The 19,972-nt window shown below is 40.5% G+C and carries 21 protein-coding genes; 7 read left to right on the forward strand and 14 right to left on the reverse strand.

Going from position 1 to position 19,972, the window contains the following annotated elements; all coding sequences use genetic code 11:
• Positions 1-2 precede the first annotated feature (2 nt).
• Positions 3-971 carry a lysophospholipid acyltransferase family protein gene (locus WAE57_RS00090; RefSeq protein WP_337707519.1) on the reverse strand — a complete coding sequence of 323 codons (969 nt, stop codon included), beginning with the start codon at positions 969-971 and terminating at the stop codon, positions 3-5.
• Between the two features lie 131 nt (positions 972-1,102).
• On the opposite strand from WAE57_RS00090, the gene sppA reads away from it, so the two are divergent.
• Positions 1,103-2,128 carry a signal peptide peptidase SppA gene (sppA, locus tag WAE57_RS00095; RefSeq protein ID WP_337707520.1) on the forward strand — a complete coding sequence of 342 codons (1,026 nt, stop codon included), beginning with the start codon at positions 1,103-1,105 and terminating at the stop codon, positions 2,126-2,128.
• On the forward strand, positions 2,125-2,928 hold the full coding sequence (locus WAE57_RS00100; RefSeq protein ID WP_337707521.1) for an alpha/beta hydrolase: 804 nt from the start codon (positions 2,125-2,127) through the stop codon (positions 2,926-2,928). The genes sppA and WAE57_RS00100 overlap by 4 nt, the downstream gene beginning before the upstream one ends.
• 86 nt (positions 2,929-3,014) lie before the next feature.
• On the opposite strand, the gene purN is transcribed toward WAE57_RS00100, so the two are convergent.
• Both purN and purM read right to left on the reverse strand, forming a co-directional pair.
• Positions 3,015-3,644, reverse strand: a complete 630-nt coding sequence (purN, locus tag WAE57_RS00105) for a phosphoribosylglycinamide formyltransferase (RefSeq protein WP_337707522.1) — start codon at positions 3,642-3,644, stop codon at positions 3,015-3,017.
• A gap of 9 nt (positions 3,645-3,653) precedes the next feature.
• On the reverse strand, positions 3,654-4,721 hold the full coding sequence (gene purM, locus WAE57_RS00110; RefSeq protein WP_337707523.1) for a phosphoribosylformylglycinamidine cyclo-ligase: 1,068 nt from the start codon (positions 4,719-4,721) through the stop codon (positions 3,654-3,656).
• 134 nt (positions 4,722-4,855) lie between these two features.
• Here purM and cxpE point away from each other — a divergent pair, with 134 nt between their 5' ends.
• The 4 genes from cxpE to WAE57_RS00130 all read left to right on the forward strand — a co-directional run bounded on the left by cxpE (position 4,856) and on the right by WAE57_RS00130 (position 11,152).
• Positions 4,856-6,082 carry a chloramphenicol efflux transporter CxpE gene (gene cxpE / locus WAE57_RS00115; RefSeq protein ID WP_337707524.1) on the forward strand — a complete coding sequence of 409 codons (1,227 nt, stop codon included), beginning with the start codon at positions 4,856-4,858 and terminating at the stop codon, positions 6,080-6,082.
• A 9-nt stretch (positions 6,083-6,091) separates the two neighbouring features.
• Complete coding sequence (hda, locus tag WAE57_RS00120; protein WP_086175617.1) at positions 6,092-6,796, forward strand: DnaA regulatory inactivator Hda; 705 nt, start codon at positions 6,092-6,094, stop codon at positions 6,794-6,796.
• A gap of 119 nt (positions 6,797-6,915) precedes the next feature.
• Positions 6,916-8,730, forward strand: a complete 1,815-nt coding sequence (gene rbtA, locus WAE57_RS00125) for a rhombotarget A (protein ID WP_337707525.1) — start codon at positions 6,916-6,918, stop codon at positions 8,728-8,730.
• Positions 8,731-8,740: 10 nt separating this feature from the next.
• Entirely contained in the window at positions 8,741-11,152 is a 2,412-nt protein-coding gene (locus tag WAE57_RS00130) for a CSLREA domain-containing protein (protein ID WP_337707526.1), read from the forward strand.
• A gap of 60 nt (positions 11,153-11,212) precedes the next feature.
• Here the strand turns inward: WAE57_RS00130 and WAE57_RS00135 are convergent, their stop codons facing one another.
• From WAE57_RS00135 to WAE57_RS00155, 5 genes are all read right to left on the reverse strand, one after another.
• Positions 11,213-11,617 carry a DUF3106 domain-containing protein gene (locus tag WAE57_RS00135; RefSeq protein ID WP_086175614.1) on the reverse strand — a complete coding sequence of 135 codons (405 nt, stop codon included), beginning with the start codon at positions 11,615-11,617 and terminating at the stop codon, positions 11,213-11,215.
• Positions 11,607-11,927, reverse strand: a complete 321-nt coding sequence (locus tag WAE57_RS00140) for a hypothetical protein (RefSeq protein ID WP_237786313.1) — start codon at positions 11,925-11,927, stop codon at positions 11,607-11,609. The genes WAE57_RS00135 and WAE57_RS00140 overlap by 11 nt, the downstream gene beginning before the upstream one ends.
• The gene (locus WAE57_RS00145; protein ID WP_337707527.1) at positions 11,924-12,538 is read right to left on the reverse strand and encodes an RNA polymerase sigma factor; all 615 of its coding nucleotides are present in this window, start codon (positions 12,536-12,538) and stop codon (positions 11,924-11,926) included. Before WAE57_RS00145 ends, WAE57_RS00140 begins: the two co-directional genes overlap by 4 nt.
• Before the next feature lie 166 nt (positions 12,539-12,704).
• Complete coding sequence (locus tag WAE57_RS00150; protein ID WP_337707528.1) at positions 12,705-13,481, reverse strand: RNA methyltransferase; 777 nt, start codon at positions 13,479-13,481, stop codon at positions 12,705-12,707.
• Between the two features lie 54 nt (positions 13,482-13,535).
• Complete coding sequence (locus WAE57_RS00155) at positions 13,536-14,510, reverse strand: class 1 fructose-bisphosphatase (RefSeq protein ID WP_086175610.1); 975 nt, start codon at positions 14,508-14,510, stop codon at positions 13,536-13,538.
• A 186-nt stretch (positions 14,511-14,696) separates the two neighbouring features.
• On the opposite strand from WAE57_RS00155, the gene WAE57_RS00160 reads away from it, so the two are divergent.
• Complete coding sequence (locus WAE57_RS00160) at positions 14,697-14,891, forward strand: NF038105 family protein (RefSeq protein ID WP_237786316.1); 195 nt, start codon at positions 14,697-14,699, stop codon at positions 14,889-14,891.
• A gap of 38 nt (positions 14,892-14,929) precedes the next feature.
• Here WAE57_RS00160 and pal read toward each other — a convergent pair whose 3' ends face one another.
• The 6 genes from pal to ybgC all read right to left on the reverse strand — a co-directional run bounded on the left by pal (position 14,930) and on the right by ybgC (position 19,965).
• A complete protein-coding gene (gene pal, locus WAE57_RS00165; RefSeq protein ID WP_337707529.1) occupies positions 14,930-15,499 on the reverse strand; it encodes a peptidoglycan-associated lipoprotein Pal in 570 nt (189 codons plus the stop codon).
• Between the two features lie 47 nt (positions 15,500-15,546).
• The gene (gene tolB / locus WAE57_RS00170; protein WP_337707688.1) at positions 15,547-16,830 is read right to left on the reverse strand and encodes a Tol-Pal system beta propeller repeat protein TolB; all 1,284 of its coding nucleotides are present in this window, start codon (positions 16,828-16,830) and stop codon (positions 15,547-15,549) included.
• 207 nt (positions 16,831-17,037) lie between these two features.
• Positions 17,038-18,378 (reverse strand): cell envelope integrity protein TolA, encoded by a 1,341-nt coding sequence (gene tolA, locus WAE57_RS00175; RefSeq protein WP_337707530.1) that lies wholly within the window; start codon positions 18,376-18,378, stop codon positions 17,038-17,040.
• A gap of 3 nt (positions 18,379-18,381) precedes the next feature.
• Positions 18,382-18,831 (reverse strand): protein TolR, encoded by a 450-nt coding sequence (tolR, locus tag WAE57_RS00180; RefSeq protein ID WP_237786318.1) that lies wholly within the window; start codon positions 18,829-18,831, stop codon positions 18,382-18,384.
• On the reverse strand, positions 18,831-19,529 hold the full coding sequence (tolQ, locus tag WAE57_RS00185; RefSeq protein ID WP_086175604.1) for a protein TolQ: 699 nt from the start codon (positions 19,527-19,529) through the stop codon (positions 18,831-18,833). Before tolQ ends, tolR begins: the two co-directional genes overlap by 1 nt.
• A gap of 25 nt (positions 19,530-19,554) precedes the next feature.
• A complete protein-coding gene (ybgC, locus tag WAE57_RS00190; protein ID WP_086196177.1) occupies positions 19,555-19,965 on the reverse strand; it encodes a tol-pal system-associated acyl-CoA thioesterase in 411 nt (136 codons plus the stop codon).
• Between the last annotated feature and the right edge of the window lie 7 nt (positions 19,966-19,972).

The following is a 19,972-nucleotide window of genomic DNA, read 5'->3' on the forward strand; positions in this document are numbered from 1 at the left end:
ACTTATCCTTCCAAGCTAATTGTAGCTTGAGCTGCAGTCTCGGTACGGATTTTATCTACCAAGGCTAAAGCCTCTGTTTTATTGAGGTGATACAGTGCATTCAATTCGGGACTGGCTTTAAAGCGTTTATAGCTCCAATGGTAATGTTCAGGATAACGACGGATCAGGTTTTCGATGGCTTGAAAAATAATGCCTGTGCCTTGATTGGTATCAACGTTATAGATGCGTTCATCAATTGCTTCAATATATAAATCAAAACCTTGATCATCATTACGTAATGTATATAAAAATAACGTTTTGGCTTTGGTTTTTTGGATCAGTTTGGCACTTAAGTTACTGGTGGCCAAAGGCAGTCCAAAATAAGGAATCATTTCACCACCAACGTTTGGAGTATGGTCTGGCAAAATCACCGTCGTTCCACCTTGTTTTAAGGCCTTAAAAATCTGGCGAACGCCGGATTCATCGGTAGGTACTAAAGTTGCCTGTTCGCGGCTACGGGCATTACGGACAAACAGATCGGCCGCTTCATTTTTCACCGGTTTGTACATGATGGTCATTTTGGTAAATTGGGCAAGAAAGGCATTCATGATTTCCCAAGTACCAAAATGAGGAACAATTAAAACCACACCTTTATTTTCGGCAAGTGCATCCAGTAACAGCTGTTTGCCATGTACGTTGTGAATGCGTGCAAGATTGGCTTTATTGCTGGAGCCCCAGATACTGAAGAATTCAAAATAAGACATCAGTTCATTGCGAATGGCTTGAGCAGTAATTTTTTCCCGTTCTGTATCGCTCAGTTCAGGCAAGGCAATATTTAAATTCAGTCGAATGGTTTCTGAGGTTTTAGAAATTTTAAGAGCATTGACCAGACCAGCTAAACCACGAGCTATAAATCGAGAAATTTGAATAGGTTGTCGGCTAATAAACTGCAAAAGACGATAGGTTGTATTCTGGGAGCTTCGATCGGTCATTGTTGTATTGTCAATTGCATCATAAATGGAAAAGATAAATTTATTATAAGGGAAAACAGATAATTTAGACAGATTTACCCGGATCAGTGTATATAATGAGTGCAATTTAACTCAACAGTGGATCGTTTTCCATGTCCGATTGGCCGCCAAAACCAGAAAATGAAATTCAGAACACACAACATAATAGTCAAAATATATCTGGAAAAGAATGGCATATTTTAGAAAAAGCCGTTTTAGCTTCTGTAGAAGAACAGCGCCGTGCACGTCGTTGGGGAATCTTCTTTAAATGTCTAACTTTTGCTTATATTCTTTTTATTTTAGTACTACTGGCTAAAAGCTGTAGTACATCTACTGCAGATCCAACAGCAACCACCAGTTCTCATATTGCAGTGGTCGATATTATTGGCACTATTGCTGCAGATAAGCAATCCGTAAATAGTACCGATACAGTCAAAGCGCTAAAGAAAGCCTTTGAAAACAAGCAAAGCAAAGCCGTGGTTTTAAATATTAATTCACCAGGCGGTTCACCAGTTCAATCGGATGAAATCTGGCAGGAAATTCAATATTTGAAGAAAGCCCATAGCGATAAAAAACTGTATGCAATCATTGGTGATACTGGTGCCTCAGGGGCATATTATATTGCCTCTGCTGCCGATGAAATTATTGTTAATCCATCAAGCCTTGTGGGATCGATTGGTGTGATCATGCCGAATTATGGCGTGAATGGTTTAATGCAGAAATTAGGCGTTGAAGACCGCACCATGACTTCAGGTGAAAATAAAGCCATCTTGTCGATGACTCAGCCGGTGGATGCTGCGCAAAAAGCTCATGTGCAAGGGGTGCTGGATAATGTACATGAACACTTTATCAATGCCGTGAAACAGGGCCGTGGTAAAAAACTGAAATCGACTGATCCTGCAATATTCTCAGGTCTGTTCTGGACCGGTGAGCAAGCAGTGAAATTGGGCATTGCAGACCGTACTGGCAGTTTGAATAGCTTAAAACGAGAACTGAAGCTTGAAAAAGCAGTCAATTACACCATTGAATATAGTCCTTTCGATTCTGTACTCGGGCGTGTAGGCAGTTCAATGGGGCAGGGTTTTGCCAGCTCAATTTCACAGCAAGTCCAATCTGAACAAACAACAAAATTGCAATGAAACCAGTAATCCACTTTGCGCACGCCAATGGCGTGCCATCGAAGGTTTATCAAAAATTGTTTGATGGGCTGAAAGATGAATATGACATTATTTATGTACCATTGCTTGGGCCGGACAAGCGTTATCCCATAGACAATCACTGGAACAGTCTGACCAACCAAGTCATTGATAGCATTGTGCGCCAAGCCCAGGGCAGACCTGTGATTGGTTTGGGACATTCCTTGGGTTCAGTGCTGACTTTTCAAGCTGCACTGAAACGTCCGGAATTGTTTAGGCAAGTGATTATGCTCGACCCGCCACTGATCATGGGTAAAGAATCCTTGGTGTTACATTTTGCTAAACTTTTCAAGTTAAAAGCACTGGATAAAATGTCACCTGCCGAATTGTCCAAGCGTCGTCGTGATCATTGGGAGAGTCGTGAACAGGCGGCAGAGTTACTTAGACCCAAGGGTTTTTATCAAGACTTTGATGCTGATTGCTTTCAAGCCTATATCGATTATGCATTGACCGAAGATAAAGCTCGCGGTGGCGTAGAGCTGACCATTCCCAAGCAGGATGAAGTAGAGATCTTCCAGACTAATCCTTCGCTTTGGTGGTTGCCCCAATCCAAACCTAAGCTACCGGTACATCTGGTGGTGGCTGAAAAAGGGCCTTTTCTAGCACGCAAGTTTCCACAACAGGTGCAGAAGAAATTCGGTATTCCTTTTGAGGTATTTAAAGGCGGACATATGTTCCCTTTGGAACATCCAATAGACGTTGCAGAATTAATCAAGCAATTAATTCAACAGCAGTCGGCATAATTTCTCTGATTGTGAAATAAGAAAAATTGAAGCAATAAAAAACGCATCCGAGGATGCGTTTTTTATGAGATAAGAATCTTTAAAACTTACAGTTTACAGAATTGTACTGGTTCTTTCATTGCCTGACCGTGATACAGCACACCTTGCGCAGTATGCTGAATTGCTCCAGTACAAATCCATTCCACCACTTGTGGGTAGATCACATGCTCAAGCACATGCACACGATTTGCTAAAGAAACAGCATTATCATGCAAATTCACCTTCAGCACACCTTGCGCCAATGCCTGACCTGCATCCAGTTCAGCAGTAACATAATGAACCGTACAGCCATGCAGCACATCACCTGTGTTGAGTACACGTTGATGGGTATGCATGCCTTTATAGTAAGGCAGTAGGGAAGGGTGAATATTGAGCATTTTCCCTTCCCAGGCTTTGACAAACTTGGCACTTAAGATGCGCATGAAGCCTGCAAGAATCACCAGATCAACACCCCAATCCAGCAATTGTTGATGCATCACATCATCAAAGGCTTCACGATTTGGATATTGCTTATGTTCAATAACCGCAGTTTGAATCCCGGCTTTTGCAGCACGTTCCAAAGCATAAGCTTCAGGTTTATTGGAAATAACCCCGACAATTTGGCCTGAGAGATTGGCATCAATCAGGGCTTGCAGGTTACTTCCACTTCCTGAAACAAGGACAGCAATTTTAATCATGCGAAGTACTTATGCAAAAACCACACGGATTTTTTCGTCTGCACCTTCCACTGATTCAGCATTTTCTTGGATATGACCAATTTTCCAAGCTTTTTCGCCTTGAGCAGTTAAAACTTCAATGGTTTTTTCAGCATTAGCAGCGTCGACAGCAATGACCATGCCTACACCACAGTTGAATGCACGATACATCTCGAACTGTTCAACACCACCTTCTTTTTGAAGAAGTTTAAACAATTCTGGCCATTGCCATGAAGATTCGTTAATTACAGCTTGAGCACCATTTGGAAGTACGCGAGGTAAGTTACCTGGTAAACCGCCACCAGTGATGTGCGCCATGGCATGAACATCAACTTCTTTAAGCAATTGAAGAATAGATTTAACATAAATACGTGTTGGTTCCATTGCAGTGTCTGCTAATGGTCGACCATCCACGATTTGTGTTAAATCAACATTTTTTACATCAAAGATTTTACGAAGTAGAGAGTATCCGTTTGAATGAGCACCTGATGAAGCAACTCCAATCAAAACATCTCCAGCTTTAACTTTAGAGCCATCAATAATCTTGCTTTGCTCAACAACACCTACACAAAAGCCTGCTAGGTCATAGTCTTCGCCTTCATACATGCCTGGCATTTCAGCAGTTTCACCACCGACTAATGCACAGCCTGCAAGCTCACAACCTTTACCAATACCAGTCACTACGTTTGCTGCTACGTCAACATTCAGATGACCAGTTGCATAGTAATCAAGGAAGAATAATGGTTCAGCACCACATACAATAAGATCGTTGACACACATTGCAACTAGGTCCTGACCAATTGTGTCATGACGGTTCAAATTCAATGCCAAACGTAATTTTGTACCAACACCATCTGTGCCAGATACGAGAACAGGTTCTTCATAACCTTTAGGGATTTTACAAAGTGCACCGAAACCGCCTAGTCCGCCCATGACTTCAGGGCGAGAAGTACGTTTTGCGACAGATTTGATACGATCGACGAGTAAGTCGCCCGCCTCAATGTCGACACCTGCATCTTTATAGCTTAAACCAGTGTTAGGGGAAGTTGAGTTGCTCATAATGAAGTCTCCGCATTCGCGCCGCGATTATACCCGAATATACGAAACTCTTATGTTATTTATGCGCTAAAATGCTATCTTTATTAAAATATTTTACTGTCTAGAACAAATAAACCGAAAAAAGGCGAGTTTCTATGGTCGACCGCACTTCACGACGCATTTTTATACTTGCAGCAATCGCATTTATCCTTTGGGTTCTGTATTTGCTTAAACCGGTGGTATTGCCTTTCATAGGGGCATTTTTAATTGCTTATTTATTCAGTCCATTGGTGGATAAATTACATAAAATTGGCTTGCCAAGATGGCTAGCAATTAGTGTGGTTTTTATAGGGATTGGGGTCGTAGTGACTTGGGCAATGTGGTATCTGGCTCCATTGGTCTGGAAACAGCTGATGTATGCTAAAACCAGCATTCCCGCAGGCATTCACTGGGTGAACTATACCGTCCTGCCTTGGTTGTCTCATACATTTAACCTCGCACCGATGGAAATCGATACCGAGCAGATGTCCTTAGCAATTATGGACTATATTCAAACCAATTATAGCGCAGACAGTGTTCAAGCACTGGTGCTAAAAGTCGCCCAGTCTGGCCTGAATTTTATTCAAATTGGTGGAACCATCATATTAATTCCAATCATTGCCTTTTATTTTTTGCTGGATTGGGACCGCATGCTGGACAGTTTCCACAGATTGATTCCCCGCCCATATGAAAAGGCAACCTTAAATATTGTAAGTGAATGTCACAGTGTTTTAGGTGCTTTTGTCAAAGGTCAATTTCTGGTGATGCTTTTGCTTGGCGTGGTCTATGCAGGGGGCTTGCAAATGATTGGACTTGAAGTCGGTCTGATTATAGGCATGGTTGCAGGTCTAGCCAGTATTATTCCTTATCTGGGTTTTGCTGTGGGTATTATTGCGGCAGTTATTGCGACAATGTTCCAATTTGGACTGGACTGGATGCAATTGCTCTTGGTCGGTGTAGTATTTATGATCGGTCAGGCTGTTGAAGGGTATATTCTGCAACCTTTCTTATTGGGCGATAAAATTGGTCTGTCTCCTGTTGCTGTGGTGTTTGCTGTATTGGCTGGTGCCCAGCTTGCGGGTTTTTTGGGCATGTTGATTGCTTTGCCCGTAGCCGCAATTATTGTTGTACTGTTACGTCATGCGCGTGAGTGCTATGAAAAGAGTCGTATTTATGGGCAACCTCAAGTGGTGATACAGAATGCAGATATCGGATCGGTTTCAATTGAAAGCGAGCAGGTGAATGTTGATGTAGAGCTAAAAGATCAGCCTGTAAAAAATCTGCAAGATGCTGAAAAATCGAGTAAGATTGGATTGATAGATAATAAAGAATCTGAAGGTTAAAGCTCATATATGCGTCAACTGCAATTAGATATTGAACCTCAACTGGATGCCAGAATCAGCGATTTTTCTGGGCCGGGATGGGGACATGTTATTGATGCAGTTCGACAATTACATGCGGGTTTAATGAACCGCTTTTATGTATATGGTGGTGCAGGATCTGGCAAGAGCCATTTACTTTCTGCTATTTGTGATTCTTATCTGGAAATTGGCAAGTCAGCAATTCAGGTTTCACTGCTTGAATTGCTGGATGCACCCACTGAAGCGATTACTTCATTAGATCAATATGATCTGGTGGCATTAGATGATATTGAGGCGATTAGTGGTGTTCCACATTGGCAAAAAGCAGTCTTTCATTTAATTAATTACAATAATGAAGGCGGTGGGCAGTTGGTCTTTTCCTCCCGTGTGGCACCGATTGAATTAAAACTTGAACTGCCAGATTTACAGTCACGTTTGACCCAGGCAGTCAGTGTTAAAGTACCATCGGGAAGTTTATATGCTGACCGCTATGCATTGGTCACTTCAGTATTATCACGTCGTGGAATTCATATAGATCAACAAATTATCGATTATTTACTGGTGCATGGGCCTCATCAGACTTCTATTTTATTGCAAACTTTAGAACAACTGATTCAACTGTTAAAAGGTGAGAAGACCAAAATTAGTCATGCAAATTTGAGACAAATTTATGCCTTGATTGATGAATATCGGTAAACAATAAAAAATCTTGAGAAATTATTCAAGCTGTGACAAAGTACAGCAAAATAGTTCGATGTTGCAGGGAATGTGCAACTTAAGAATAAAAATATATAAAAGAATACAAGGAGAAAGGTATGCTCAAACGGAGCATAGGTATAGGGATGTTATGCGTTGCAGGACATGCTTATAGTGCCGATATTATCGTGAATACTACAGAAGATATTACCAAAGATGACAAGGAATGCTCATTACGTGAAGCAATAGAATACGTTAATCGGGGAATGCCTAAGGAAGGTTATGATGGTTGTGGTGGGGAAAATTCTACCTCATCAATTCTTTTGGAAAAGAAAGCTAATTATAAAATTACTTCAAAGTTACCTATTAAAGCCGAATTAACAATTAAAACCACTTATGAAACGAATGTGAATGAAGATGCTATTCCGGGTTTAAATAATGCAACTATTCAGATGACTGGGAAAGATCAAATCTTTTATATAGATGATGCCGATGCTGAGAAAAGATTTACTGTTAATTTAAAAGAAGTAAATTTAGCAGGTTGTACTGACCAAAATTGTGCTCAAAATGGCGGTTTAATTTATAACAATGAAAGCTTGTACTTAGATTATGTCAAATTATCAGGTGGTTATGCTGAACAAGGTGGTGCGATTTATAATGTAGCTATAAATACTGCTCATCCAGCATTTGCCAGTTATATAGAAATCAGTAATAGTTTAATCGTAAACAATCACGCAGATGAAGGTGGAATCATTTACAGTCAAAAGCCTGGGTTTAAAATTATGAACACAGTCTTTTCCGGGAATGAAACACGTTCTAATACTTCTGCGAATATTTATTCAGCTCAGCAACTTGAAGATGCAGAAATTGCTGCATTTCCATTAGTTAAATACACTATATCAAACAGTACTTTTTTTAAGAATATAGGTACTGTGGCGAATGTAATTGATGGTATGGGATTAAATAACTTAACGATTGTCGCAAATACTGCTGGTTTAATATTTAATGCATCGCGAGAAAAAGCTTATTTAAGTAATAGTATCCTTTTAGGAAACCCATACCCGGTTACTGGGGTGCGTTCAGACTGTCGTTTTAATAATGATCATAGTTTTTTATTAAATAATGTTGTTTCCCAAGATTGTGGTAGTGGGGCAGCAAATTATCAGAATGAATTTTGGACAGGTACTCAATTATTTGCAGAAAATGACATAGAAGGAAATTGTTTATCATTGAAAGATGATGATCAGTCAATTTTATGTCCATATAAACAGTCTGAAAATAGTTTCCTGGGTTATTTCCGTCCACGTATTTTACTTTCCTATTCAAGTCTTGCTAATTCTTTAATCGTGAATAAAGGGCGAGCACGAGTAACAAGTTCAGATGTATATATCGGATGCGAAGGTTCTGATCAACGTGGTAAAAGCAGAGATGTAGAAGCAGAAAATTGCGATCGTGGTGCTATTGAAATTGTTGTACCCGCCACAATTGGTTTGGTAGGTAAAGATTTGTTGATTGGGCAAGTTGCTAAAATTTCTATTGCCGATATGTTGGGAGATAGTGATCCTATACCCAAAGAAGAATGTGACAAAATTTACCCGGAAAATCAAACTGGTGAGCCATGGAAAGATGGATGTTTAATGATTGTGCAAACACAGACTCCTTCTAAAGGAAAACTCACCATTGATTTGGAGGGGAATCTGGTATATACCCCAAATGGTGCATGGCGTGGTGCTGATATTTTCACGATTCGAGTTGTAACTTCCTCTACTCGCTTTAATAAAAGTAAACCTTATATGGAAGTAAATGTACAAATTGTGCAGGAAGCTGAAAATAACATGGAAGATAAATCAGTTAAAACTTCCGGCGGTTCATTTGGAATTTTTAGCGTAATAGCGGTCTTTGGTTTATTTGGATTGCGTCGCTTTAAAAAATAAGGATATAGCCATGAAAAATTATAAGAAAGGATTACTATGCATAATGGTTTTGTCTGCGATGCCATTAATTGCAGCAGAGAATAAGACAATTTATGTGAATACATTTGATGATGAAGATAATATAAACTCTGATAAATGTTCATTGCGTGAGGCAGTTCAAGCTGCAAGTTTAAATAAAGCTTATGGTGGTTGTAGTGCTGGAAACACACTAAATGGTCAAAAAGATATTATTCAACTAGAAGCTGGAGAATATAAATTAGAAAAAGAAATTAGTCCCACAAGCCAAATCATTATACAAGGAAAATCTCCAGCAGATTGGGGTAAAAAGAGTCCTTTAACAAATGATTATCCACTTATGGGGAAATTAGTAAGTAAAATTAGCGGGCAAAATAAGACCCGTCTCTTTAATACGTTAGGAAGTGAATCTACATTAACACTTCTGGATGTAGAGCTAACAAAAGGCTATTCTAAAGGGGATGGGGGAGCTTTATATGTGGCTGGTCCATTATTTATGGATAATAGTGCAATTACAGCATCTAAATCAGAAAAAAGTGGTGGGGCAGTTTATTTTGTTGCGCAAAATTCTGAAAAGTCTCTATCACTTAATCACACTTTAGTAGAAGGAAATAACGCTATTACTGGCAGTGTTCTGGCTATGGACTGTACAGCAAATTTAATTAAAACCAAAGCTAAAATCAGTATTACCAATAGCAGTATTGTCAAAAATGGCAATTTGAATAATAGTTCAAGTACTTTAGATTTTTGTGGTTATGTTGTGGCAAATTTAAGTGCAAATACTATCGCAAAAAATATTGCTAGTAGTAGCAATAGTTCAATTATTAATAATGTAGACTCTACTGGGCATCCTTTAAGCTTATTATCCTCTTTGATTTTAAACAGTAATACGATAGTAGAAAACACAGCAAATAATATATTGTATTATGATGAAAATGGTAATAAAAATTTAAATTTTAATGTACTTGCTTATAATGTAGGAGAGTCTTGTAGTTATACAAGTGCTAAAAATATAGCTCTAAATAATATAGATATGACTGCAGTTAATAATGCAGTAGAATTAAATGGAGTGAGTAAATGTACTTTACCTGATCCGGCTAGCAATAATGGAAGCACAAGAAATATTGCCAATAATATCGACGTTTCAAACATTAGTATGACTTCAATATTATCAAGTTATCAGGAAGGTTCAGACTATAATTTGTATTTACCGTTATATTATCCAAAAGATAATAAAACAAATACTGATCTAGTGGATGTTTTAGCAACAGGGTGTAGTGAAGTTGATCAAAGAGCAATTGAACGTGTTACTAGTTCAACTTTAGTATTTAATCCTACGTTAACCAATAGCTGTGATATTGGTTCTGTAGAAATGATGCATCTTACTGCAGCCGATATTGGAGATTTAATTAATAGCTCAGCGGTAAAAACAATTGATGATTTACAAAAAGATATAGATTGGATAAAAGCCTTGATGAATAACAAGGATAGGGATCCCGATTATTCAATCATGGATAAGGATAATTTAAAGAAGGCAGAAGATTTACTTAAATATACAAAACAATATCAGGAATATCGTACTATTTATGTTGATCCTTTTAAGCTTGCACTACCAGATGAAGTAGAAGTTACAGGGGCTGGTGCTAGACAACTTAAAGCCCTAAATAGTGATAATTATGAAATAACTGCAGAAGCTCAAGGGGTAGGTGACCTTAATGGCTCACAAAGTGGTATAGATTTATCAAGTATTAAAGTTGATACAAATTTAAAATGTGAATGGAAGCCAGACCTAAAAAGAATCATTATGTACCGTTTAGATGGTAAAGAAACTGTAGCTTCAAAGGCAGAATATTGTAAGTATACGATTCTAAATAAAGCAACAGGTATTTCATCTTCAGGGATTTTACAGGCACGATTTACTAACATTGCACCTATTGCAAATGATGATACTTATTCTATTAGTCCAAGTTCTAACTTAGAAATTACTGTTAATCCTTTGGAAAATGATAGCGATGATGGAGATGGTTCAACAACTCATTTATCAACTGCTAAAAAATCATTTTATTCTGATAAAGAAATTGGTGAAATTCCGATTCATATTGAGAAATTACCAGCAGGCTTAACCTTAACTGCAGAACGACAAGGTCCTTGTCCTGGTAGTCATGCTGGCGAGATATGTTATGGTGGAAAATTACATTTCGCAGTTAAAAATAATTTAAGTCGATTTGATTATCCGGTGACTTATAAAATATATGATGCTGAGGAACTGGGATCAAATACTGCTACTATCTTTTTGATGAACACTGCTGAAAATACCAATACATCATCAGGTGGTGGTTCATTTGGAATTTATGGGATATTTGTTCTAGCAAGCTTAGGTTTATATCGACGTTATCGAATGAAATAATAAAAAGCCGCTGATTTCAGCGGCTTTTTTATGAGTTTAATCTTTTTCAATAATATCAAATTAATGATGGGTTACAGTTTGGGGCAAATATTTACTGATATATTCAGCGCGAATCAGAGGTCGTTCTTCGGGTGTAGCCTTTTGCATACGGATACCCAACTCTTTACGTTCTTGGCTGCTCATTTTTTGCCAGGTTTCACGCATTTTTTGTTTTTCTTGCTCTGGAAGCTGGGTAAACCAATCCATACGTTGCTGTAAGGTTGTGCCTTGTGCTTCAGGTATTTCTTTGAGTGATTGGTAGCGTTGAATAAGTGCGCGCTGTTCACTATCCGATAATGTATCCCAGGTTTCTGCTATTTGTGTGTCAGCATCTTTGGAAAAAATCCAAAAACGTTCGAAGCCAGCAAAGCTGGTTTGTAAAAATCCGAGAGCACAAAAAGCAAATGCTAATTTTTTAGCTGCCATGTGGAACCTTATCCTCACCTAAAACCATGAGCATCTCCAAATCTTCAACCATTTGCGGAGAGAGTTTCGGAGTCACCACAACCTGATTTTGAGGTTTTGTTGCCATTTCAATGGAATCTGGGAACACCACGAATCCTGCAATTGCAGCGGCAAGAGCAAAACCTGACATTTTCCAAAGTCCATAACGGGATGTTTCTCGCGCTTGAATTTCTTCAATCACATGATTCATCACAGCAGGTTTGGCTTTGTGATGTTGTGCGAGTCCATCGAGTTTGGAAGTAACTTGTTTTAAGAAATCATCTTGCTTCATTCTGATGACCCTCCACGATATGGATTCAAATGTGCTAAAGAAGCTCGGAGACCTTGAATAGCACGGTGATAATGGGTTTTTACACTCCCTTCACTGCATTCCATAATTTGTGCAGTCGTGTGTGTATCAAAACCTTCCCAAGCACGCAGCATAAAAGCTTGTTGCTGACGAACAGGAAGCTGAGCGATAGCTTCCTGTATTTCTTCGGCAGTTACGGCTTGATCAAGAAAATCGAATGGACTAGGTGTATTTTCATCAACAATATCATTCAGTTCGATATCGTCATCATCTAGGCTTACCTTTTTAAAAAAAGAAAAAGGTTGTGCTCGACGGACTTCTTTTCTACGCCAGTCTTGGAGTTTATGATTCAAAATGGTGTAAAACAGGGGATACCACTCATCGGTCGACTTATCGGCATATGCCTTATGCAAGGAAATAAATGCTTCCTGCACGAGATCCATTGCAATGCCTTGTTGACCTTGGGTTGCACTCTCCATCATGACTAAAGCACGTCCAGTCACATCCTGCATAAAAATTTTCAGGCGTTGCTCAGCCGTACTCTTCAGAGTACTCAAATTTTCCGACTGAGACTGTCTCGGTGCTGAATCCATAGAGATGGAAAATCCTGTCATTGGATACCCACCATTATTTCCATATTCATATACCTATAACGCTGGAAATAATGGTTTGGTTGACAAAAAAATTATTATTTTTCTAGTGTAATCTATTTTTAAACATTGACGAGGGATGTTTAAAATAAAGTAACGAATGAGACGTTTATAAACGTTGACGAACCATTTCAAAGAAGCAGACAGAACCGGCAATGGCAACGTTTAGAGACTCTTGTCCACCAGGTTGGGGAATCGAAACTGCCTGTGCATGTGCAAGGGCGTATTCAGAAACACCTTGACCTTCATTGCCTAAAATCCAGACACAGGATTTGGTTAAATCCTTGGAATATAAGCTCTCTGATTCATGTGAACTGGTCACGTAAACAGGAATCTTGAATTGATCCAAAATATCTTCAAGTGTCACATTTTCATAAGTGTGTAAGGAAAAATGTGCACCCATTCCGGCACGCAGTACCCGTGGCGACCACAGTGAAGCTGAACCTTTGGTACAGACAATTTGCTGAATACCTGCTGCAGCTGCAGAGCGGAGCAAAGTGCCGACATTGCCCGGATCTTGGATATTTTCCAGAATCAAGGTGTCAGCCGTGAAATCTAGGGCATGGCGTGAACTGGGTAAATCGACAATGGCAAGACAAGCAAGTGTGGTACCCAAGGTACTTAAATCCTTGTACAAGGATTCACTAATGACAAAGATTGCGCCCTGATATTGTTCAGCAATTCGGTCAAAATCAGGATGGTTTAAAGCCTGTTCGGTGGTAAAAATAGATTTGATTTTTCTATCTTCTGCTAACCAGGCCAAACACAAATGGGTACCTTCAAGTACGGTTTGACCTTGTTTTTTACGATATGAATTTTGCTCAATTAAGCCGCGTAAATGCTTAATTTTAGGATTATCTTTTGATTCTAGAAAAATAGTAGGCATGGGAGATCAAATCCACGGAAGCAAGTCATCAGGACTTACTTCCGCTATAAAAAATTAATTATGGTAGTGCGTTACGAGGTCAACTTCATTTTTAGAACCAATCACCACAGGTACACGTTGATGAAGTTCAGTCGGCTGAATCTCTAGAATACGTACACGACCAGTTGTAGATGCGCCGCCTGCCTGTTCCATCAGCATACTCATCGGGTTTGCTTCATACATTAAACGTAAACGGCCGGCTTTTTTCGGATCTTTAGTGTCATATGGGTACATAAAGATACCGCTACGGCAAAGAATGCGGTGGATATCACCCACCATACAAGCCACCCAACGCATGTTAAAGTCTTTTTCACGCGGGCCTGTTTTACCTGCAAGCAATTCTTCGATATAACGTTTTACCGGTGCTTCCCAGTGACGTTGATTCGATGCATTGATGGCATACTCTTTAGTATCGGCAGCTACAGTAATCGCATCTTTAGTGAGCAAGAATTCTTTGGTTTCAGGGTCGAAAGTAAAGAATACAACGCCAGCACCGACAGTAAGTGCCATCATGGTTGAGGGGCCATAGAGTACATAACCTGCTGCAACCTGGTTGGTACCTGCTTGCAAGAAGTCTTCAGCTTGTGTTACCGCATGTTTTGCAGGAAGAATTGAGAAAATAGTACCTACACACATGTTGATGTCGATGTTGCTAGAACCATCCAATGGATCAAACAATACAAGATATTTACCATTTTCTTGCGCAGGCGTGAATTCATCCAATTCTTCAGATGCTAAACCGCCAACTTCAGCATGTACTTTTAACGCATCAATTAAATAATCATTTGAAATAACGTCAAGTTTCTTTTGTTCTTCACCTTGAACATTTTCGTGTTGTGCACTACCTAGAACGCCAGCTAAAGCACCTTTTTGCAATAATTGATCGATGTCCTTACATGTATTACCAATCGTTTCAATAACTTGAGCCAGTTCAGGCGTTAGATTCCCGTTTTGTTGTTGTAAATATTGGGAAAGGCTGAGGTATGACATGACAGGAAAACTCCAATTAAAAAATGATAAAAAATTATCAAGAGAATATGGGCAACCATTTTAGATGAGAACGTAGCAAAAGAACAATTAAACTCGACTATTTGTCGTGATTTTACTCTTGTAAGTTCTGTAAAAAATGCTATGTTGAGGTCTATAGGTTATGGAAAACGTGATAGGAGCACAGTTATGACAACGCAAAAGTTTGATGCGACTCCAACGCCAAATGAAGCTATGAATTTAGAAGATATTTCTGCCGAAAAAGTGAAAGAAGCCTGGAAAGGTTATGAAGCGAAAGCGGAATATAAAAAATTCAACAAGCATGATCTGATAGAATCTATGCAAAGCCCGAAACAGGATTCCGAAGAATCTGAAAAAGCTTAAAAAAAGCGCTCAAGATTGAGCGCTTTTTTTGGAACCCCTTATTTTAATAAGGGAGGAACTGCTTCGTAGTTAAGTTCTACACGACGGTTCTCTTTCCATGCATTCTCATCATGACCTGCATTAATTGGCATTTCCTTACCATAGCTCACTGCTTCTAATTGAGTTGCAGCGACACCGTTGGTAATGAGGAAGCTTTCTACCGCTTTGGCGCGACGTTCACCCAAAGCCATGTTGTATTCGCGTGTTCCACGTTCATCAGTATGGCCAGTTAAAGCCACTTTAGAATTGGCATTGGCGACAAGGAATTGTGCATGTGCCTGAAGGGTTTGATAGTCGTCATTTGAAAGTTCACTGCTGTCATAGTCAAAGTGAACCACACGTTTCGCTAAAAATGCTTTATTTGCCGTAGTAACACCTTTAGATGACGCACCTGCCAGGTTTTGTGCATTCAAGGCTGCATCTTCACTTAGACCTTCAGTACTGACGGTAGTGGCTCCGCTCGGATTTTGTCCTGCCTGAATTTCAGCAGCAGGCTTGCGGCTGGCACATCCAGTCATCACCAATGCTGTAGCAAGAACAGGAAGTACTAATAATTGAACTGCTTTCATCTTTATCTCCATGATTATCATTACTTTAGATTAATAAAATTAAATTGTTATTTTGGTGCCCAAGCCGGTTCGCGAACCTCGCCCTGTTCACTTGGCAAGTTCATGCGGAAACGGCCATCCAATGACATGATGGACAATAAGCCACGGTTGCCTTCACGTGTGGCATAGACCACCATCTGACCATTTGGCGAGAAACTTGGTGACTCATCCAGACTGGTCGGGGTGAGGATATTGGTAATGCCGGTATTGATGTCCTGAATGGCAACCTTGTAGTTACTACCGCTTGGACGATGTACCAGTGCAACTTTTTTACCATCAGCACTTAAAGTACCACGTGCATTGAATGCACCGCGGAAAGTCAGGCGTTTACTTGTGCTATTTGCAAAATTATAGCTATAAATTTGCGGTGAACCGCCTCGGTCTGAGGTAAAAATAAAGGATTTACCATCTGGAGCGTAACGTGCTTCGGTATCGATCGCACTGTCATTGGTCATACGTTGTAGTTCACGCGTATCCAGGTTCATCTGATAAATTTCTGGATTGCCATGCAGGGAAGCAGTAAACAGCATGCTCTTGCCATCCGGCGAGAAACTTGGTGCACCATTCAAACCACGGAAGCTGGCCAGTTTTTCACGTTTTCCAGTCGCCAGGTCCTGTACATAAATGGCCGGGCGTTTGGTCTCAAATGAAACGTAGGCAATTTTTTTGGCATCTGGTGTCCAGGCCGGTGACAAGATCGGATCGCGTGAGGTCAAAATAGTTTTTGGCTGTTCACCATCGGTATCGGCAATTTGCAAGGTATAGCGCTGTTCAGGGGTTGCCGGGTTGCGCAGTACATAGGCAATACGTCCGCTAAAGTCCCCCGTAATACCCGTTAATGCCTGATAAATTGCATCACTAATCATGTGTCCAGCTTGGCGGATACGTGACGCAGGGACAGTCAATAATTCATTTAATAGATACTGCTGTTTTTCGATATCGTAGAGCTGGTAATGAACTTCAAAACTACCATTGTCGGTAGTTTTTACCGTACCGGTCACCACATAAGGTACACCGGCAGATTTCCAGGCTTCGGCATTTGGATTATTCATACTCGCTGTTGCAGGGAGATTCTTGGAAGCGCTGGAAAATTTGCCGGAACGGTTCAGGTCATTTTCGACAATAGGATAGATGCTTTGATCATTATTAAACGGAATAATGGCAATTTTTGGTGCTTCTTCTGGTGCTTTAGCAATTTCCAAATGCAATTGTGCATAAGACTGTGTCGCTAAAACTGGGCTTAAAGCTGTTAAAATGGTTAGGCAAAGTAGATGTTTACGCGTCATTTCCATCATCCGCTACGTACTCTAAAAGATGTAAATTATTGTGAATTTGCTTGTGTGACATAATGGCATGATTTTGAATGATTGGAAGCACATCATGAGGACTAAACTGTTATTAGACTGTGAAAAGTGAATAAAATTTCAGCTATTTTTTCAATTCCATAGTTTAAAGATCAAAAAAAACCGCATCAATCGAAAATTGATGCGATTTTAGCTTTATTTTGCTGTAAAGGTTGAAGTAAATGTTCTTGCTTCACGTCGTGCATCTGGGTCAGAAGGCATTGGGTAGGGAGCTGCTGCCCGAACAGCTGCTTCTACACTGGCTTTCATGTCTGGATCACTAGAGTTAACAATCACGGATTGAACCGAACCGCTATCACTTAAAGTAACGCGGGCAGTGGCTTTTTGACCTGATGAACCACTCGGAATATCCCACGCACGTTTGATTTTATTTTCAAAGTCACGTTTTGCAGTTGAGGCAATTTTCTTTGCTTCCGCTTTTTTGGTCGCGGCTTCTTCAGCAGCTTGTTTAGCAGATGATGCTTTGGCCTCTTTAGCTGCACGTTCACGCGCTTCTGCATCAGCTTTAGCTTTTGCAGCGGCATCTGCTTTGGCTTTGTTAGCAGCGTCAGTTTTAGCTTTATTGGCTGCATCGGCCTTAGCTTTTGCAGCGGCATCTGCTTTGGCTTTGTTAGCAGCGTCAGTTTTAGCTTTATTGGCTGCATCGGCCTTAGCTTTTGCAGCGGCATCAGCCTTGGCTTTATTCGCTGCATCGGTTTTCGCTTTTGCAGCCGCTTCAGCCTTGGCTTTATTTGCAGCATCAGTTTTGGCTTTTGCGGCCGCTTCAGCCTTGGCTTTATTTGCAGCATCAGTTTTGGCTTTTGCGGCGGCTTCAGCACGCTGTTTATCCGCTTCTGCCTTTCTTAAAGCATCCGCTTTTACTTTTTCTGCTTTCGCACGTTCAGCCTGATCTGCTTTACGTTTGGCATCTGCTTCCGCTTTTGCAGCAGCATCAGCTTTAGCTTGAGCCGCAGCTTTTACATTGGCTTTTTCGGCTGCCTCAGCTTGCGCTTTTAGTTTATTGGCCGCAGCAATTTTTGCATTTTCAACAGCTTGTTTTTCGGCTTTTTGCATGGCTTCAGCAGCGGCTTTGGCTTGCTCTGCTGCTTTATTTGTATCAGGTTTAGCTGGAGCTGGAGCTGGAGCTGGAGCTGGAGCTGGAGCTGGAGCTGGAGCTGGAGCTGGAGCTGGTGTTGGTGTTGGTGGGGCAACTGGTATTACAGGAGCGGGCTCAACACTTGGTTCTGCTGTTTGTTGAACCTGTTTTGCTACTTTTTCATGGGTAGTTTCTGCTGAATTGGTTTGTTCCACAGGTACGGGTTCAGCTGGCAATAAATCTTCAGGTTTAACTAAAACCGTCGTGATCTTTTTAGGAGGCTCAGGTGGTTTACTCATGCCTAAAAAAAGTAAGCCAGTCATTGCCACCACATGGACACCGATGGTAAATCCAAGCGCAATCGTTTTTTCTTTAGATTGTGGCTTTGTGAAATCTTTCATAAATTATTTTAATGGCTCAGTCAGTAAACCTACTTGAGTTAATCCTGCATCCTGTAGGGCAGACATGAGTTTCATGACTTCACCATAAGGACGAGATTCACTGCCGTTAATCAGTACGCTCATTTGTTTTTTCTGTTCTGACGCTTCACGTTGCGATTCAGTCAGCACGGCTTTTAATTCATCGAGTGTGAGCACATCATTACTATGTGATTTATCTTCAAGTTTAATGGTGCCATCTGATTCAAGCGTGACAATGGCAGGGCGGTCTTCGGCCTGCATGGGGGTGCCATTGGCTTGAGGCAAATCAACTTTTACACCGGTCGTAATCATGGGTGCAGTGACCATGAAAATCACCAGAAGCACCAGCATGACGTCGATATAAGGGACGACATTCATGTCACTTTTTAACGGTTTTTTGATACGCTCAAAGCGTCCGGAACGTTGAATCGCCATTAGTCATTTTCCTGTGTAGAACCCACAGTTTGACGTTGTAATAGCGCCACCATTTCTTCGGCAAACAAAGCACGGTCTGAATAGACAGCTTCACCTTTAGCAGTGAAATGGTTAAATGCCAAAACAGCCGGAATGGCTGCAAACAGACCAATAGCAGTGGCAATCAATGCTTCGGCAATACCCGGAGCAACAGTGGCCAGTGTTACCTGGTCAACATCTGCCAGACCAATAAAGGCATTCATAATGCCCCAAACGGTACCGAACAAGCCCACATAAGGCGCAACTGAACCAATACTTGCCAATACACCCAAACCTTGTTCCAGATTGCCCTGGTCACGGCTTAAGCCGACGCGTAACAGGCGTTCTGTACCTTCAATGCTTTGCTGTGCCGGTGCATTGCGTTTTGTCAGCTTTAAAAATTCACCCAAGCCCTGATAGAAGATATCTTCCAGACCGACACGTTTGGAATTGAGCTGGGCATTGTTGTAAAGAGTGTTTAATTCGGCACCCGACCAGAAGATTTTTTGGAAATGTTCATCATCTGCCTGGGCTTTTTTATAACTCATATGTAACTTGGCAATCAGATACCAACTGTATAATGATGCCAGAAGTAGCAGCAGCATTACCAGTTGAACGACAGGACTTGCTTGTAAAATAAGATCTGATACGTGTAGTGAAGATTCTAGTTGTGTTGCCATAGTTACAATGTGCCAATAAATTTTTTTAGTCTTGTCCTAACTCTTTCAGAATTAGTGTACGGATTTCTTCAGGAAGTCGTGTTGGACGCATGCCGTCTACACTGATACATGCCAACTCAACCTCACCAGATGCAAGCATGATTTCACCACGATAAATATTTTGTTGCAATACAAAAGATGTCGCTTTACACGAAACTACACTTGCAGTAACGGTAATCAGATCATCCATAAGGATAGGGCGTGAATATTTCACGTTAATTTTATGTACCACAAAGTTGTAATCTTTTTGGTGCCAGTAGTGGTCAACGCCTGAGGCACGCAACCATTCAGTACGCGTACGTTCCATAAAACGAATATGGTTTGCATGATAGACAATGCCGCCTGCATCAGTGTCTTCAATATATACACGAATGTTGAATTCGAATTTATTCGCCATGATGGTA

Source organism: Acinetobacter sp. NS-4 (assembly GCF_037402435.1).
Taxonomy (GTDB): domain Bacteria; phylum Pseudomonadota; class Gammaproteobacteria; order Pseudomonadales; family Moraxellaceae; genus Acinetobacter.

Coding starts and splice junctions, on each gene's coding strand:
- WAE57_RS00145 (WP_337707527.1), bottom strand. CDS start 12,538: ATGGATTCAGCACCGAGACAGTCTCAGTCGGAAAATTTGAGTACTCTG.
- WAE57_RS00160 (WP_237786316.1), top strand. CDS start 14,697: ATGACAACGCAAAAGTTTGATGCGACTCCAACGCCAAATGAAGCTATG.
- WAE57_RS00140 (WP_237786313.1), bottom strand. CDS start 11,927: ATGAAGCAAGATGATTTCTTAAAACAAGTTACTTCCAAACTCGATGGA.
- sppA (WP_337707520.1), top strand. CDS start 1,103: ATGTCCGATTGGCCGCCAAAACCAGAAAATGAAATTCAGAACACACAA.
- WAE57_RS00090 (WP_337707519.1), bottom strand. CDS start 971: ATGACCGATCGAAGCTCCCAGAATACAACCTATCGTCTTTTGCAGTTT.
- purN (WP_337707522.1), bottom strand. CDS start 3,644: ATGATTAAAATTGCTGTCCTTGTTTCAGGAAGTGGAAGTAACCTGCAA.
- hda (WP_086175617.1), top strand. CDS start 6,092: ATGCGTCAACTGCAATTAGATATTGAACCTCAACTGGATGCCAGAATC.
- purM (WP_337707523.1), bottom strand. CDS start 4,721: ATGAGCAACTCAACTTCCCCTAACACTGGTTTAAGCTATAAAGATGCA.
- cxpE (WP_337707524.1), top strand. CDS start 4,856: ATGGTCGACCGCACTTCACGACGCATTTTTATACTTGCAGCAATCGCA.
- tolA (WP_337707530.1), bottom strand. CDS start 18,378: ATGAAAGATTTCACAAAGCCACAATCTAAAGAAAAAACGATTGCGCTT.
- tolQ (WP_086175604.1), bottom strand. CDS start 19,529: ATGGCAACACAACTAGAATCTTCACTACACGTATCAGATCTTATTTTA.
- WAE57_RS00155 (WP_086175610.1), bottom strand. CDS start 14,510: ATGTCATACCTCAGCCTTTCCCAATATTTACAACAACAAAACGGGAAT.
- WAE57_RS00135 (WP_086175614.1), bottom strand. CDS start 11,617: ATGGCAGCTAAAAAATTAGCATTTGCTTTTTGTGCTCTCGGATTTTTA.
- WAE57_RS00150 (WP_337707528.1), bottom strand. CDS start 13,481: ATGCCTACTATTTTTCTAGAATCAAAAGATAATCCTAAAATTAAGCAT.
- WAE57_RS00130 (WP_337707526.1), top strand. CDS start 8,741: ATGAAAAATTATAAGAAAGGATTACTATGCATAATGGTTTTGTCTGCG.
- ybgC (WP_086196177.1), bottom strand. CDS start 19,965: ATGGCGAATAAATTCGAATTCAACATTCGTGTATATATTGAAGACACT.
- pal (WP_337707529.1), bottom strand. CDS start 15,499: ATGAAAGCAGTTCAATTATTAGTACTTCCTGTTCTTGCTACAGCATTG.
- tolR (WP_237786318.1), bottom strand. CDS start 18,831: ATGGCGATTCAACGTTCCGGACGCTTTGAGCGTATCAAAAAACCGTTA.
- tolB (WP_337707688.1), bottom strand. CDS start 16,830: ATGGAAATGACGCGTAAACATCTACTTTGCCTAACCATTTTAACAGCT.
- rbtA (WP_337707525.1), top strand. CDS start 6,916: ATGCTCAAACGGAGCATAGGTATAGGGATGTTATGCGTTGCAGGACAT.
- WAE57_RS00100 (WP_337707521.1), top strand. CDS start 2,125: ATGAAACCAGTAATCCACTTTGCGCACGCCAATGGCGTGCCATCGAAG.